The following is a 16,704-nucleotide window of genomic DNA, read 5'->3' as shown; positions in this document are numbered from 1 at the left end:
ATATATGTGTCAGACGAATGTGGTGCTTAATGAAGATGGCAATGAAAAACTTCTGCTGGAAAATGTCACGGCTCTGAAAATTGTTGAAGGTGGACTTCAGATCACCACTCTTTTTGAAGGGCAGAAGGAATTTTCCGGAATGTCTCTTGATCGGATTGATTTTAATGAAGGGAAGGTGTATCTCTTTAAGTCGTAATGATGTAACTGCTTACGGGGCAACAACTTTATGCTTTTTTATCTTTGAACTGTAATTGATTTCAGGTACAACAAATTCTTGAGGCAGAAAAGTTGTCGGTTAAGAATCCCGTGATCAGTTACCGGGAAAGTGGTGGTTTATCATCTGAACCTGGAGATTTTATGGAAAATAAAGAAAAACTACGAATACTTCTGCAGCACTGGATTGATCACAACAAGGGGCATGCGGATGAGTTTGTTAAATGGCGGGATACGATGAAAGAGGAAGGAAATCAGGAAATTGCCCATCATATCAGTCATGCAATCGGAACCATGGAAACGGTAAATGAATATTTGGCTGCAGCTTTGCAGGAGGCTGGTGGAGAAGTGGAGGAGAAGGGGGATGGACACCATCACCACCATCACCATCACCACTGAAAAATAAATCAGATTTCAAGTAATCTTCAAAAAAGAAAAGCCCGAAGGAACCACAGTGTGGATCTTTCGGGCTTTCTTGTGGCACGAAAAAACTTGAAATAATTAAAGCGTAAATTTTTCAAAGTTAAGGAGCAAGGCGGAAATTATATCCCAAGAGTTTTCTTTGCTGAGTTCAAGGTGTTTTTCATCAACATCGTGATGGTCATCGGTCCGACACCACCCGGTACAGGTGTAATTTTTCCGGCAATTTCCTTTGCCTTTTCGAAGTCAACATCTCCTTTAAGGATGGCCTTGCCGGTTTCCTCATTCATGCCGACACGGTTTACACCAACGTCAATAACCGTTGCACCCGGCTTGATCCACTCGGGTTTTACCAGATCCGGAACACCAGCGGCCACGATGAGAATATCAGCGCGCTTGCAGTGGGCTGCCAGATCTTTTGTCCGGGTATGAACGATGGTTACAGTGGAGTTTGCACCAACGCCCTTCTGGGCCATCATCATGGCAATCGGTTTTCCGACGATATTGGATCGACCTACTACCACAACCTCTGCACCTGAAGTTTCCGTGCCCGACCTGACAATCATTTCCTGAATACCTGCTGGGGTACAGGGGAGGAAACGAACTTCATCTCCACCGATCATCAGGCGACCGACATTCACGGGATGAAAGGCATCAACATCCTTGTCCGGATCAATGGCATTGAGAACCTTTTTGTCATCGATATGTTTGGGAAGCGGCAGTTGCACCAGAATGCCATGGATTTCCGGATCGTTGTTATACTTGTCTATCAGGGCAAGGAGATCTTCTTCAGAAATATCATCCGGCTGATCATCCTGGATTTCCTTAAATCCGAGGCTGATAGCAGTTTTAACCTTCAGGGTGACATAACTGATGGATGCGGGGCTGGAACCAACCAGGATGGTAACCAGGCCGGGCACGACACCGTGTTTTTCCTTCATTTCTTCAACTTCCTGCTTGATTTCCGCAAGAATTTCCTTTCGTATTTCGGTACCACTAATGATTTCGGCAGTCATTATAAGAACTCCTGTAAATATATAGTGAGGATATTTTTTCTCTGCAGGAAGAAGAGAGAGAAACTCTCTTCTTCCTGTCAGGCATTCTCCTTATTCGGTAAAGGAAAAAAGCACTTGCTAAAAGACGCCTTCGACTTTACCGGTTTCCACGTCCACATCAACGCGTTTGAATGCCGGATTGGAGCCGGTACCGGGCATCAGGCTGATAGTTCCGGCAACAGGTACGATAAAACCGGCACCACCGTAGGTGAGAACTTCCCGGATGGTCAGTCGCCATCCCTTGGGAACACCTTTCAGGGCAGGATTGTCAGAGAGTGAGAGGTGAGTTTTGACCATGCACATGCCGAGTTTTGAAAGCTCGGGATCAGCCTGGATTCTCTCAATAGCTTTATTAGCCTCATTGGAGTAATCAACACCATCTGCACCGTATACTTCTGTGGCAATAAGTTCAATTCTTTCTTTGATGGGCATGTCGAGGTCATAAAGGAACTTGAATTCAGTTTTTTCTTCACAAGCCTCAATAACTGCTTCTGCAAATTCAATGGCACCGTCACCGCCTTTTTCCCAATGTCTGGAAAGGGCAACTTTTGCTCCTTCAGCCTCACAGAGTTCCCGAACTTTTGCGATTTCAGCATCGGTATCGGTGTAGAAGGCATTAATGCAGACCACGGGGCTGATTCCGGCCTTCCGTACATTTTTAATATGATGGATAAGGTTGGCACATCCTTTGGCTACCCATTCAACATTTTCGGTGAGGTATTCTTCAGGCATTGGTTTACCCGGGACAGGTACCGGGGCACCACCGTGGCATTTCAGGGCGCGGATTGTGGCAACAACAACTGCACAGTCCGGAGTAAGGCCAGAATAACGGCACTTGAGGTTCCAGAATTTTTCAAAGCCGATATCCGCACCAAAACCTGATTCGGTCACATGATAGTCAGCGAGTTTGAGACCAACTTTATCGGCAATGACGGAACTCTGTCCGATAGCGATATTGGCAAATGGTCCCGCATGGACGATGACCGGCTGTCCTTCGAGGGTCTGCATGAGTGACGGATTGAGCGCGTCAACCATCCAGGCGGTCATTGCACCGGCAACCTGAAGATCTTCGGTGGTGACGGGTTTTCCTTTCTTATCATAGGCAACAACGATTTTGCCCATTCTTTCGCGCATGTCTTTCAGGTCGGTTGCGATGGCGAGGATGGCCATAACCTCTGAAGAAACAGCGATACCGAACTTGGATTTCATCATGAAACCATCCGCCTTGCCATTAACTCCATCAATACCGATGATGATATTTCGTAAAGCCTGGCAGCAGAAATCCATGATCCAGCCCATTTCCACATTCGTTGGATCAATATCAAGCCTTTTCATACCGGAAAGCCTTTCAAGCTGCTCATCCGTGTAGTTTCTTTCATGCTGCATACGGGAAGTCAGGGCAACCATTGCCAGGTTATGGGCATTCATAATGGCATTGATGTCACCTGTAAAACCAAGAGAAAAAGGAGTCAGCGGAATACACTGGGCGAGACCGCCACCTGCTGCCGATCCTTTTATATTCATGGTCGGGCCGCCGGAGGGCTGGCGAATTGCAGCACAGACCTTTTTGCCAAGTTTGCCAAGGCCCTGCACAAGACCCATTGAAGAGGTGGATTTACCTTCCCCGAGGGGCGTCGGACTGATTGCAGTGACGTCAATGTATTTACCGTTCGGTTTGTCTTTCAGTCTTTCTAGAACAGCCCTGAAATCGATTTTGGCAATATAGTGGCCCTGTGGAAGGAGTTCTTCCTTGGTCAATCCCAGTTTTTCACCGATTTCATAGATTGTCAGCATTGCCTTTTCAGCTTCCTGTGCAATCTCCCAATCAGCATGTTTGGTCGGATCTAATGGCATGTTTCACTCCTTGTTTAAAATTGAGGCTCACAAAAGAGCCAGGTTAAAGTTAAAGACACTCTCCTCCTTTAGCTTTAAAGCGTTGAAACATTGAAACATTCTTTGTCATTACTCACAGGTGTTCCGGCTTTTCACGGTTTCCTTTGGCCCGCATAGGCAGGTTAAGCGGACCGGAAGAGCCTGTACAAATCTCTACCACCGGTGAGTGATTACAGCTCAGAGGTAATAGAATCATAGAGTTGTTGACCCGATGAGTAGTTACAATTCTTTTACTGCAAAGACGAAAAAGATCTGTCAGCGGTTTGAGTATGTTAAGTAAAATGATGATACGGGGAAGGAACGTTTTTGTCGACTGCACAAGGTAGTATAATTGAAAAAAGAAAAATGCTCCCGTAAGATCAGGTTGTCTGCAGAGCGGTTCTGATGGTGTGCCAGTGATTTCAGCCATGAATAGAGTATTCTCCAAAATGGAAAAAGATTCACTATAGAGTACCTGGAACCATAAGCTCGGCAAATTATGCCCTTGGCCTTTTTTATCCTCTGAGGGTACCAGGCAATGAAAGCTCTGAACTGCATTAAGACAACCTGTTGCACTGCAAACTTTCATGTGAAACAACAGCGAACAACTACCATATTTTGTTCTGAGAAGCAATTGATTTTAACTCCACGTGAGTTGAGTAATCTACAGTTAATCCAACTGGCTGGAATGGTAATCACGCACTATCAGGGAGATTGAAAGAAGTAGGGAGAGCTGTGTTCACATGATATTTTTAAGTCCTTTTTATGGAGGAATGAATAGGAAAATTGATATTGCATACGTTGTGGTATTGTTATGGTGAAAATTTATTATACAATACCCTTGGAAGTTGTCCGGGAATAGATTCTTCTCCAAATTCTGCGTTATTGTGAAAAAATAATTATTTTCGGGCACCTGTGAGTAGTTATTGCATGTCAATGTTTTGAAATTAAATCATAATCGCATTTTCTGAAGTGCTGAATTCAGGGGAAATGTTTTTCTTGATCATTCCTGTGAGGATTTGAGATGTCGAAAAAAGTTATAATTGTCGGTGCTGTTGCGCTGGGCCCCAAGGTGGCCTGCAGGTTGAGACGTCTGGACCCGGATGCTCAAATAATACTCATTGATCGTGATGATCTCATTTCCTATGGTGGTTGTGGAATTCCATATTACGTTGGTGGAGATGTCAACGATATTGAAGATCTGTACAAAACGACTTCCCACGCGATTCGGGACAGGGAATTTTTTCTGAATTGCAAAGGAATTGAGGTAATGACTCGAACTGAAGTTGTCGGGATAGACAGGAAAAGCAAAGTGATCATTGTCAATCATCTTGGTTCCGGTAAAGAAGAAGAGTTGTCTTATGACAAACTCGTTCTTGCAACCGGTGCAAGTCCGGTCAGACCGCCCATTCCTGGTGTTGATCTTCCCCGTGTGTTTACTGTTGCCGATCTTCATGATGCTGAGAAGATAAAAACATTGATGGTCGAGGGAAAAGTCGGTAAGGCAGTTGTCATAGGAGCGGGAGCAATAGGTCTTGAAATATCGGAAGCTCTCACTGATTTATGGGGCATTGAGACAACGCTTATAGAAATGGAAGACCAGGTGTTACCGACACTGTTGGGGAAGTGTATAGCCAGGGTAACTGGAAAAGAACTTGAAACAAAGGGTGTGAAACTGCTGCTTAATGAAAGAGTTCTTGAAATAAGCAGTGATCCGGAAACCGGTGGCTGTCTGGTACGGACTTCTGCAGGCATGATAGGTGTTGATATTGTTGTACTTGCAGCGGGAGTGAGACCGAATTCATTGCTTGCGGCAAAGGCAGGAATTTCTGTCGGCATGTCAGGGGGAATAACAGTTGACAGACGCATGAGAACCAGCGATCCGCATATTTATGCTGGAGGAGACTGTGTTGAGATCAGAAATCTGATTTCCGGAGAAAATATGCTCATGGCACTTGGTTCGCTTGCAAATCGTCAGGGACGGGTGATAGCAACCAATATTAACGGCGGCCAGAGTCATTTCGGCGGGACCGTTGGCACATTCTGCCTCAAGGTTTTTGAACTGGGTGTTGCAAAAGCCGGGCTCACTTATCGGCAGGCTAAGGAAACGGGATTTGATCCGGTTTATGCCGTGGTTGCCCAGGCTGATCATGCCCATTTTTATCCCAGTTCCGAAATGATATATATTTCACTGCTTGCAGATCGAAAATCACGGAAAATACTTGGTATTGAAGCGGCAGGAAGAAATGGAGACGCCGTAAAGGCAAGGGTGGATTCTTTAGCGGTTCTCCTTCGGCATGGTGTGGATGTGGATGAGGTCTGTGGTCTGGAAGTCGGCTATGCCCCACCCTTTGCCTCTGCAATGGATGTAATTAATAATGCAGGGAATGCCCTTGATAATATCCTGTCAATGCAGAACAGACCTGTTGATGCGGCCGATTTTCTGGTGGAATTTGCAGCCGGGAAGGCGAAAGTTCTTGATGTTCGCGGAGCCAGGGAAGCTTCACCATTCATTGAAAAATATGGAGATCAATGGGTCAATATTCCCCAGGCTGAATTGCGGGGAAGAGTTGAGTCGATAGCGAAAGACGAATCTTTTTTTCTTCTCTGTGATACCGGACCACGCTCATATGAAGCACAGGTATTTCTGCATTCGAAAGGTATTCGGAATACAAAAAATATCCAGGGTGGATACGCCATGATCAAAGTCATTGAACCCGAATTCGTGTGAGGTTCAATGCGCCCCAAAAAATAACAGGTTTCATTGTTCTGGAACGTTCTCAGACTTTGGAACATGGCATAGTCTTCTGCTACCGCCATGCCGGCTTAGTGTGAAATTACGGGAAGTTCTGGTTTCTCGTTGACTTCAGATTGTTTAAACTGCCTTATTTCACCATCAAAAGTAATGATCGTCCAGTCTCCATTTTCGTCACAAGCCTTCACAAGACAGTTGATTGAAGAACCGTTTTGCAGGGAAAGGATACATGGTTCATCCGCATTTTGGCTGGAAATTGACTGAAAGGGGGTTGTTGCTGCAAGTTTTCTAAATTCCTGTACAGCTTTCTCAAACACTTTGATCCTGTTAAATTCCTCAGGGTCGACGATTTTTATCTTGTTTCGAAGTTCAGCAATCTCATCTTTTTTCGCGGCTATTACTCTCAATATTTTCTCTATTTCCTCCTTGTCAGAGGAGGAGACAGAATAGAGAATCTGTTTTTGAATTTCAATTTCAGCTTCAATATAGTTAATTTTTTTAAGTAAATTTCCGGTATTGTTGTTCATGGTTGTTTCCGGGAGTTAAAATCATTTTTAGATTGTAATTTTCCGCAGGCCCACGGCTTTTGCGGTCTTTTTTGTATGCAAAGACAGGGAAATTCCGGGTATACAATTTATCCCGCAAAGCAGAGCTGGGAGAAAAAGCCATTTCTGGACAGGCACTATTAAAAGCCTCGTGAAAAAGTTTCATTGGAAGTGTTTTTTTGCATCCGGTTGTTATCAGACTATATCTTCGGTTTGCTGTAAACGCAAGGAAACTGATGATATGGATCCATCATTTCAATTCTTGACTATCTTGAAACTCAGCCGAATTGTGGATGTGCCTGCTTTGTCAGGCTGAGTTTTGTACGTAATCAGCGTTCTACCTGGGCGTTGCCGGGTCAAATTTAAAAATAACTTTTGTTATTTAGAAGATTTCAAACAATATGCTTGACTTGATTTGATATAAAGAATTATTACAGTGTTGTTTGTTAGGTTTCATTCGTAAAAACTATGGAAACAATATGACACCGCTGGTGGCTGCAGCAGGAGGTGTCGTTTTCTCCCGAATCCATGATGCTTCTTATATGAAATGAAAAATGAAAAAGAAACATGTCATGCCGATGATTCCGAAATCTATCAACTTGCAGAACTGCTGAACAGAATTTTCAAGATCGGCATATATTACCAGATGGGTCATGCGGTTCTGGAGCGCGCTTCCTTGGATTTTCTTCACTTCCTTAAAAAAAATGTAACTTCAGATAAGACAGTTATCATAAGAATTGGAAATGAGAGCTTTTTCTGGAATGAAAAAAAGCTGCAAAAGAAAAAATCAGCGGTTCGGGAACTGTTTGAGCTTTTCTGTCAGCTTGGAATTAACAGGATAGAGTTTGATGTTTCCATCTCCCCTGAAAGATTGTTGCGATTTGTAAAAAGCCTGTTGGGATGGCGTGCAAAACTTGTAAGATCACACTCTTTTATAGATTTTAATGTTCTGGATCTCCCCTGGGGGATAAAAATACAGCAGAAGGAATTTCTGGTTACGGGGAGGGAAGTCGCATCTGTTTCTGCTGAAAAGGGTTTGCGGGGAAATGTTGAAAAAATTATTGGTGATCTTGTTTCCAATGGAGTTGATTCTACGACCATTGAACAGTGCAAAATATTTCTGACTGATTTTTCTGCAATTAATGAAAAGAACGTTGTTACTATTCAAGATTATCCGAATATTACCATGGATGATATCCAGCTATTGCTTGTGAAGGCTGTTTCTGGTCAATATCATTCCGGAGTGGCAGGTGGAGAGGGTGAGCATGAAGAACTTCAATCGATAGTTGCGATTTTTTCAGCTCTGGAAAAAGAGCTTCCTCAGAAACAATCTAAAGATGCATTGCATTTTCTAGTCCGGAATCTCACAGCAGGTGTTGGTTCTGCAAACGAAGAAAATAAACAGTATGGCTTTGATAAGAAAAAAATTTCTTCAAGAGTGATCCCGGATATTCCCCCCCGGATGATAAAAGAATTTGTACAGCAGAATTGTGTCTCACAGGGCATCCTGCAAAGGATAACCCAGGGTGACAGTCGGGAGGAAATGTCTGTTTATTTTCAATTACTGCGATATGACAGAAGAGAAAAAACATTTCGTAACTTTAGTGAGTTTCTCCGAAAAAATATAATAAAAGGGCTGACAGAAGAGGAGTGGGAAGTTCTTACTGGTGGTACGCTTCACCTGATGGATTTCAACGAGGAGGATTTTCGTGCAGTAGTTCTTTTAATAGTTGCGGAAATGAGATATTCAGAACCTGACTGTACTCTTGAGTACCTGTTGAGAATATGGCGTAAAATGCCATTTAAGCTCCATTTAAGCCTTTGGCCTGTTGCTGTAAATGAATTTCTCAGGGTTGGAGAAAAGAAAGGCGGAGCCCATTTCATGGAGATGCTGGAAATTATTTCCTATAAGGATTATAAAATGATGGTCCAGTGTCGACCACACCTGGAACGCCTTGATACTTTTAAAAATAAAGATGTTGCTGACGATATTTTCCTCCCTGCCTGCAGGCAGTCTTACACTTTGTTTTATTTTCTGCTCGAAACATCTCTTAAGAAGGAAATAGCCGTTCGAATTCTGGATGGGTTAAGGCAAAAATCGGAAGATCAATTTTTTGATCTCGTTGCCCCTTTACTGACAACGAATAAAGAGCATCTGGAATTTTTGCGACGATACCTGTTTGAAGGGGATCTTGAAGAACCTACTCTTATTCTTAAAATTGCCGCCGGAGAAATATTGGTTGATTTTTTCGAGCAGGCAGGAGTGGAGATGGCTGATAGTGACTGGCTTGAAAAAGCCATCGAAGCAATGGCTGATCTGCAGGTTAGAGGAACAAGAAAAGTACTTGAAAAGATATGCTATGACAAAAAACTGGGTGTTATTGGCGTATGGCCTGGGAAAATAAGAAAAATTGCCCGCAAAAGCCTGAAAAATCTGAAGCGTAAGCCTCTGTCTGTACTGCATTGAGAAAAATATGAAAATGGCGATAACAGAGACTGTTCATGAGATTATTCTTCTCTTGTCCAAAGGACTGTCAAACAGAAAACTGTATCATTCAGATCACCCCAGGGTGATCAATTATGCCAGAGAAATTGTTTCATTGCTGCATGCCTATTTAGTCGCAACAGAAAAGGAAAAGTTATTTATCGGTATTGTTGATGATTTTTTTATCTATGACGGGAAAAGGATATTTGGTTCCGATATATCGGGGAAGCAACTCATGGATTTTGCCGGCAGTCTGGATTGCGGCGGTTTCCTGTTGGAAAAGGGTCTGGGAGTTGAGGAGGTTAAAGCATTTTTTGATATTTCTTCTCTTCAGAGGGTATTACATCAGAATTTTGAAGAAACAAAGGAAGTTTTTAAACGACATGGTATTAAACATATCAGGGGCGGGTATCATTTTCATGATAAAGATGAAGAGAATGCAGGAAAAAGTGGAAAAAAATGGGAAGGACAGAAAACTATTGAAGAGCAGCAGTCTGTCGTGCAGCTTTACAATATGCTCTTTGATGTAGTGGACCGCTCCCACAGTAAAGCTGCTCTCAGTTATCAGCTGGATATTGATGAGGCCAGGTCTGTCTGTGAATTCATGCTCAGGTTTTCAGGGAAGTCATTTGCTGAAGTTCTGCAGTATGTATATTATCCGGAATATGATAAATACACAGTTGGACATTCAGTCAGGGTAGCATCTCTTGCTGTATATGCAGGAGTGAGGATGAGATGGAAGAAAAAAGATATCATGGCAATGGGAACTGCCGGATTGCTGCACGATATTGGTAAAGCCGCAATCCCTGACCATATCCTTTTAAAACAGGGCAGGTTGACGTCGGAAGAATATAGAATTATACAAAAACATCCTCGAAAGGGTGTCGAATTGCTGATGGAACACTCGGGAGTTTCCACCCTTCAGCTTACGGCCACCTGGGGGCATCATATTCGATTTGATCGAAGTGGATATCCGCCCCAACCATCTTGGGCTGTGCGCCATCCAACAACCGCTCTTTTGCAGATTTGTGATGTTTTTGAGGCGCTTACCGCTGTTCGACCCTATAAAAAGGCCATTTTGCCGGTCGAGGCTTATGCAATAATGGTGGCGGATGAAGGGGCATTTCATCCCGGGCTGTTAGCCGCTTTTATTGGCATGGTTGGTTTTTATCCCCCTGGTACATATGTGAGGCTTTCGGATAATCGGGTGGGTATGGTTGTGCGGGCCGGAAAATCGCTGGACAGACCCTGTGTGAAAATTGTTACTGCAAAAGAAGGTCAGTCTCTTGATCGGCAGGAGCAATATGAAGTCGATCTCGGGCGGTACCACACCAGTAATCTGAATATTCAGGAATTGTTACTGGATCGTACGCCTGATGGCAAGAAAATGCCATCAGGCACAGATTCGAAAATTTAAGAAAGATAGTTGCGGATGATCATTAACATCCTTCTGACTGGTTCTGCGGCACCCCAGAGCAGCTGATCTCCAACCGTGAATGCTGTAAGGTACCTGGGGCCGATATTCATTTTCCGGATTCTTCCGATTGGAATTGTCAACGTACCGGAAGCATTGGCGGGTGTCAGTTCCCTGGATGTAGCCTCTCTTTCATTGGCAATAACCTGCACCCATTGATTGTGGTTTGCAAGAATTCCTTCCGCTTCTTCAACCGAAATATCTTTTTTCAGTTTTATTGTGAAAGCCTGTGAGTGGCAGCGCATTGCCCCGATGCGGACACATTGACCGTCAATCGGGATGTCAGTTTCTCCACGGTTTCCGAGAATTTTGTTCGTTTCCACAAAACCTTTCCATTCTTCCCTGGTCTGACCGTTTTCAACGGGGACATCAATCCATGGAATCAAACTGGCTGCGAGCGGTACACCCCAGTTTTCGAGAGGAAGAGAACCGTCATTTAATTTTGCCGTAATCTTTTGGTCAATTTCAAGAATTGCAGATGCAGGATCGGCGAGCAGTTCTGTCACTTCTTGTTCAAGAGCACCCATCTGACTGATTAATTCCCTCATATTTCCGGCTCCGGCGCCACTGGCAGCCTGGTAGGTCATGGAGCTGACCCATTCAATCAGGTTTTCCTGAAAAAGACCACCCAATGCCATGAGCATAAGTGAAACGGTACAGTTCCCTCCAATATAATTTTTAATACCATCCTGAAGAGCCTGGTCTATGACTTTACGATTTACAGGATCCAGGACAATTATTGAATCTTCAGCCATTCTGAGGGTTGAGGCAGCGTCAATCCAGTACCCATTCCAGTTTTTTCTCAGTTCAGGATAAACAGCGGAGGTATATCCTCCACCCTGGCAGGACATGATTATATCCATTTCTGCCAGTTTTTTTAAATTTTTGGCATCGGCAAGGGGGTGGCTGCCGGAGCCGACATCCGGACCCTGTTGACCAACCTGTGAGGTAGTGAAAAAGAAAGGCTCAATTCCCTGGAAATCCTCTTCACTTCGCATTCTTTCCATAAGAACTGATCCCACCATACCGCGCCATCCGACAAATCCGACTTTAAGCATTATAGACTCCACTTTGATTACAGTTCAGAGGTAATAAAATCATGTAGTTGCTGCCTGCGTGAATAGTTACGCAAAAAGATATTATAATTTCATCCTGTCACTACTCTGTATTTCAGGGCATTTAACCATTTTATGAAGTGCAGGATTTAAGTGATATATTTTTTACACAAAAACAGATAAATTGCTCTAAAAAATAATCTGATAAATGAGTTGCGTACCGCTTTTCTGTTGAATAGAATTAATACGTCTCTGAAATCTGAACTGATTACATTTTAATTCGATCAACTTTAGGCGATCCAATGTTGTAATCTTTAGGGTGAAATGGTTTGGAAAAGATCTGTTCAGGCTTTGACCGATTGCAGAATTCAGATATGATTGTAAAATTACAGTTATCCATAAGGAGCAAGGCAGGGGAGGTCTGTATGGTTAAGATTGGTATTATTGGTGGATCTGGGCTTGATGATCCTGATCTTATTGAAAACCCGGAATTGGTGAGTATTGAAACCGAGTTTGGAGAACCGTCATCACCGCTGCTTTATGGAAAAATAGGTGGGGTTGAGACATATCTTCTGTCCAGACATGGGAAAAAACATCGATTGAGTCCCACTCAGGTCAATAACAGGGCAAATATTACTGCATTGAAGAAAATGGGAGTGACCCATATCCTTGCTACAACGGCCTGCGGCAGTCTCAGGGAAGGGATAGGCAGGGGTGATCTTGTTGTTCTTGATCAGTTTATAGATTTTACGAGATTCAGGAAAAACAGTTTTCATGATTCATTTGCCAATGGAGCTGTTCATACCGCAATGGCTCGCCCATTTGATGAAAATTTACGCAAGATTCTTTATGAGACAGCAGAGGATCTTGATTTAAAGGTACATCACTCAGGGTGTGTGGTTACAATAGAAGGACCACGATTTTCAACTGTTGCAGAGTCAAATATGTTCAGGATTTGGGGTGCTGATGTTATTAATATGTCAACGGCACCTGAAGTAATCCTGGCCAACGAAGCCGGTATACCCTATGCTGCAGTGGCCATGTCGACAGATTATGACTGCTGGAAGGAGGATGAAAAACCTGTTACCTGGGATGAAATCCTTGCGGTTTTTCATAAAAATGCGGACAATGTCAAACAGTTGCTGGTGAAAGTTGTCGAAACATTTGCAGATTGAAAATTAATTGGTATTTTGACGGCAGTCGGATAATGGCAATGGAATTGAAACCTTTTTCTCATTACGTACAAAACTCCGACCGGCATTTGTCAGCCTGGGGATGTACCTGTTTTTTCAGGATGATAAAGCAGGCACATTCCGAATCCGGTTGAGTTTAATGTGTAATCAGGAATCTTTTATAGGAAATTCACAGACAAAAAAAGGAAAAAGACTGATGGATCTGAAGAAGAGTGTTCGGAGTATTCCCGGCTGGCCGATGGAAGGAGTTATTTTCAGGGATTTGACAACATTGATGCTGGATCCTGCAGCATTTCAAAAGTCCTGTGATATCCTCTACGAAAGGTATAAATCAAGAACTGTGGATAAAATTGTTGGTATCGATGCAAGGGGATTTGTTTTTGGTGCTGTTCTGGCATATAAGCTGGGGATCGGTTTTGTACCCGTAAGAAAGAAAGGGAAACTGCCGGCTGAAACCCTGGAAGAATCTTATAATCTGGAGTATGGCTCAGGAACACTGGAGATTCACAGGGATGCTCTTGATTCGGGTGAACAGGTTGTGATAGTAGACGATTTAATTGCTACCGGTGGAACTGCAGGTGCAACAGTACAACTTGTGAATAAACTGGGTGCAGATATCATCGAGTGTGCTTTTCTTATTGAATTACCTGATCTCGGTGGGCGGGCGCAGCTCAGGAACTGTCCCGTTTATGCTATTATGGAGTTTGAGGGCGAATAGGTGGAACGTTATTTTGTTTTTGCCTGAGATACCCGGCATGTTTTTGCTGCTCCGGTATTTCCAGAGAGTCAAAAACATGCCTTTCAGCAATAAGTTCTATCACCACATCCGGTTTAAAATAGTCTAATATTTCCTCTATATTTTTTTGATCATATGCTTTCCAGAGGTAGACAATTTCTCTGAAGTTTTCAGAAAAAAACGGCTCCAGTTGCACGAAAAATGAATCTCTGAAGACAAGAGCTTTCAGGTGCTTTTTTCTGCAGGTTCTTATGAATGATTCTCTTCCCTTTGTTTTATTGATATTGCTGAGTGGATAAAGAAGGGGATGATACCGGCCACATCGTTTAAATCGTTTTATCTGAGGAAATGTTTCTGTTGCATCATGGAGCATCAGCATCTTGGTGAGATCTCCACCTAACCCGAGGTTGCCACCAATACCTGTTTGGTCCTGGACAAAATCAAACCGTGTTCTGAATGATTCTTTTGGAAACCACGTAGAAATCTTTTTCATGATTTCCTGGAAAACCAGATAGGCAGAGTACTTGTTCCAGTGCGAATCATTTTTATAGTAAAGCGGTTTATTGTACTTCTCAGGTTGAAGAAGTTCATGGAGGTTTATCATATAAGGTGGCAGTTTATGATTCTTAGAGGAAAGAATTTGTTCAAAACGACTTGTTTTCTTTATTGCCAAAGCATGTTTCATCAAAAATTGCGGGTAGATGGACTGTTTGTTGGGGGCCGCAAGAAAAAGATATTTTATTCCTTTTTTCTCAAGCCATTGTTGTTTTTCATTTTGAATTGTAAACCACCTGTTAATCATGGATTCAGAAAGGGGCATCCGTCCCTGAAAATCTTCCAGTAGATTAAAATCATTAAAGAAATACCATCCATCAAGCCCGGTAATTACTTTGGAATTGGGACTTGACTGACCAAATCGTTTCGCAAGTTCACGTTGATATCTATAAATATAGTATTCACGGAAGCCAAAATGGTCATTGAGGTACTCATCAACGGACGAGAAAAATTTATCTGCTGCTGCAAATGAATGGGGAAACGATGGAAAAGGTGCAAGAACCCTGTTTTCAGTTTCACTCCATGACTGTTGTTTATTGAAGAGCATTCTGAGTGGAGATGAAAAAATAAGACAGAGAAAGAACAGTATAAGTAATGTATCCGTCAGTTTCGTGAAAAATATCTTTTGTTTCATGCCTGCTTGGGTTGGATGATTTTTATCCTGGGCGTACTATTTGGCCGGTGGTGATCAAAATCTAAAATAAATGAATGGATTGTACACGCCAGCTGCCAGGCTGATTATTGTGAAGTAGGTCAGTGTAAAAAGGAATATGAGTTCTCCAATACTGAGAATTGACTGCAGCTGGATAGTGGCAGAATCTGTTTTTGTGCAGGTGCGGAGGAGATTGAATTTCTGATAAAATGGAAAAGAGCAGAGGGTTGCCATGAAAAGTTCAAATATTAATTTACTGTCCATATAAAGTGAAAGGTGATTCCCTCTGGTTTCACTAAAAGGGAAAAACATAATTGTAATATATGATATTGCGTCATTGATTGTATCGCTTCGGAAAAGAACCCAGCCGATAATGATAATTATCAGAGTGATAATATGACGTATGGGAAGCCAGATTTTATTTAAAAAATTTCCACATAATGTTCGTTCCAGAATCAGAAAAAAACCATGGTACACTCCCCAGGCTAGAAACGTCCAGGCGGCACCATGCCAGAGTCCGCACAGAATAAAGACGAGAAAAAGATTGCAGATGGTTCTGGTTTTTGAATATCTGTTACCACCCAATGGAATATACAGGTAGTCTCTGAACCAGGTCGAAAGTGAAATATGCCATCGCTTCCAGAATTCACGGATGGATCTTGATATATATGGATAGTTAAAGTTCTCGAGAAAATGAAAACCGAACATTCTGCCAAGACCTATGGCCATGTCTGAATAACCGGAAAAATCAAAATAGATTTGAAACGTATAGCAGACTGCACCAAGCCAGGCGAGAGGGGAAGAAATATCTGTAACAGAAAGAGCGAAGATCTTGTCAGCTGTTAAAGCCAGGGGATTTGCAAGAAGAACTTTTTTACTGAGGCCATAGAGGAATCTTCTTACACCTTCGCTGAAATCATCGCGGGATACGCTTCGATGAACAAGTTCACTGGCAATATTGTGGTAACGTACGATCGGACCGGCGATGAGTTGGGGAAAAAGCGATATATATAAGCCCAGATTTATAATGTTCTTCTGTGCAGGTACATGTCCTTTATAAACATCAACTATATAGGAAAGAGCCTGGAATGTAAAAAAGGAAATGCCGATGGGCAGGTGAACCGGCGAAAGATAGAGAGGAGAGAATTGGAAAATTGACGTAAAATGATTGATAGAGTCAACGATGAAATTGGAGTACTTAAAAAAGAAAAGCACTGAAAGATTAAAGATGATTCCAACGGTAAGAACCGTTCCTGGCTTGGAACGTTTTTCAGATGTCCTGACTGAAATAGCAATGCCGCAGTAAAAGTTAAAAACGATAGAAGAAATCATTACCAGGACATAGATATTTTCGCCCCAGGCATAGAAAAAGAGGCTGGAGAGAAGTAGAGTGATGTTTTTCAGTTTTCCGGAAAAGAAATAAGCAAGAAGTGTTGCCGGAAGAAAAAAGAAAAGAAATGTAACTGACGAGAATACCATATAAACACAAACATCCGATTGTTTTTCTGGAGAATGACAATTCAGCAGTGAGATATACACAAAGTGGCGTTGGATGTCAAAACAGCAAGGCCCCAATAAGCAATAAGCTCATTGGGGCCTTTTACCAGAAAAACGGCGGCGACCTACTCTCCCACACAGTCTCCCATGCAGTACCATCGGCGCTGAAGAGCTTAACTTCCGTGTTCGGAATGGGA

Annotated in this window: 13 protein-coding genes and 1 rRNA gene; 7 read left to right on the top strand and 7 right to left on the bottom strand. The window is 42.7% G+C overall.

All coding sequences use genetic code 11. The features are described 5' to 3' along the window. Both ACXLDX_RS00275 and ACXLDX_RS00270 read left to right on the top strand, forming a co-directional pair. Positions 1-196: CooT family nickel-binding protein (locus tag ACXLDX_RS00275; protein WP_457575182.1), on the top strand; the 196-nt coding region annotated here is incomplete at its 5' end. A gap of 161 nt (positions 197-357) precedes the next feature. Continuing rightward, positions 358-612, top strand: coding sequence for a DUF8180 domain-containing protein (locus tag ACXLDX_RS00270; protein ID WP_457575181.1), 255 nt, complete (start codon positions 358-360; stop codon positions 610-612). 143 nt (positions 613-755) lie between these two features. Here the strand turns inward: ACXLDX_RS00270 and folD are convergent, their stop codons facing one another. Both folD and ACXLDX_RS00260 read right to left on the bottom strand, forming a co-directional pair. Beyond that, entirely contained in the window at positions 756-1,649 is an 894-nt protein-coding gene (gene folD, locus ACXLDX_RS00265; RefSeq protein ID WP_457575180.1) for a bifunctional methylenetetrahydrofolate dehydrogenase/methenyltetrahydrofolate cyclohydrolase FolD, read from the bottom strand. A gap of 117 nt (positions 1,650-1,766) precedes the next feature. Beyond that, on the bottom strand, positions 1,767-3,542 hold the full coding sequence (locus ACXLDX_RS00260; protein ID WP_457575179.1) for a formate--tetrahydrofolate ligase: 1,776 nt from the start codon (positions 3,540-3,542) through the stop codon (positions 1,767-1,769). 1,042 nt (positions 3,543-4,584) lie between these two features. Here ACXLDX_RS00260 and ACXLDX_RS00255 point away from each other — a divergent pair. Further along, complete coding sequence (locus ACXLDX_RS00255; RefSeq protein WP_457575178.1) at positions 4,585-6,291, top strand: FAD-dependent oxidoreductase; 1,707 nt, start codon at positions 4,585-4,587, stop codon at positions 6,289-6,291. Positions 6,292-6,386: 95 nt separating this feature from the next. Here ACXLDX_RS00255 and ACXLDX_RS00250 read toward each other — a convergent pair whose 3' ends face one another. Beyond that, entirely contained in the window at positions 6,387-6,842 is a 456-nt protein-coding gene (locus ACXLDX_RS00250; RefSeq protein ID WP_457575177.1) for a hypothetical protein, read from the bottom strand. A gap of 565 nt (positions 6,843-7,407) precedes the next feature. On the opposite strand from ACXLDX_RS00250, the gene ACXLDX_RS00245 reads away from it, so the two are divergent. Both ACXLDX_RS00245 and ACXLDX_RS00240 read left to right on the top strand, forming a co-directional pair. After that, positions 7,408-9,327: a hypothetical protein gene (locus ACXLDX_RS00245; RefSeq protein ID WP_457575176.1), complete on the top strand. Its 1,920-nt coding sequence runs from the start codon at positions 7,408-7,410 to the stop codon at positions 9,325-9,327. 7 nt (positions 9,328-9,334) lie between these two features. Beyond that, positions 9,335-10,762: an HD-GYP domain-containing protein gene (locus ACXLDX_RS00240; protein WP_457575175.1), complete on the top strand. Its 1,428-nt coding sequence runs from the start codon at positions 9,335-9,337 to the stop codon at positions 10,760-10,762. Here the strand turns inward: ACXLDX_RS00240 and asd are convergent. After that, positions 10,759-11,877, bottom strand: a complete 1,119-nt coding sequence (gene asd / locus ACXLDX_RS00235; protein ID WP_457575174.1) for an aspartate-semialdehyde dehydrogenase — start codon at positions 11,875-11,877, stop codon at positions 10,759-10,761. The two genes, ACXLDX_RS00240 and asd, sit on opposite strands and share 4 nt — an antisense overlap. A gap of 422 nt (positions 11,878-12,299) precedes the next feature. Between asd and mtnP the strand changes: the two genes are divergently transcribed. Together mtnP and ACXLDX_RS00225 are read left to right on the top strand one after the other, a co-directional pair. After that, positions 12,300-13,049, top strand: coding sequence for an S-methyl-5'-thioadenosine phosphorylase (gene mtnP / locus ACXLDX_RS00230; RefSeq protein WP_457575173.1), 750 nt, complete (start codon positions 12,300-12,302; stop codon positions 13,047-13,049). A 214-nt stretch (positions 13,050-13,263) separates the two neighbouring features. Continuing rightward, the gene (locus ACXLDX_RS00225; protein WP_457575172.1) at positions 13,264-13,785 is read left to right on the top strand and encodes an adenine phosphoribosyltransferase; all 522 of its coding nucleotides are present in this window, start codon (positions 13,264-13,266) and stop codon (positions 13,783-13,785) included. Here ACXLDX_RS00225 and ACXLDX_RS00220 read toward each other — a convergent pair. The 3 genes from ACXLDX_RS00220 to rrf form a co-directional block, all read right to left on the bottom strand. Next, positions 13,763-14,992: an alginate O-acetyltransferase AlgX-related protein gene (locus tag ACXLDX_RS00220; RefSeq protein ID WP_457575171.1), complete on the bottom strand. Its 1,230-nt coding sequence runs from the start codon at positions 14,990-14,992 to the stop codon at positions 13,763-13,765. The genes ACXLDX_RS00225 and ACXLDX_RS00220 overlap by 23 nt on opposite strands. A 54-nt stretch (positions 14,993-15,046) precedes the next feature. Next, complete coding sequence (locus ACXLDX_RS00215) at positions 15,047-16,489, bottom strand: MBOAT family O-acyltransferase (RefSeq protein WP_457575170.1); 1,443 nt, start codon at positions 16,487-16,489, stop codon at positions 15,047-15,049. Positions 16,490-16,619: 130 nt separating this feature from the next. Then, a 5S ribosomal RNA gene (gene rrf / locus ACXLDX_RS00210) occupies positions 16,620-16,704 on the bottom strand; the annotation flags it as partial.

Source organism: Desulfomarina sp., from assembly GCF_054039375.1.
This window is presented reverse-complemented; position numbering and strand designations above follow the sequence as displayed.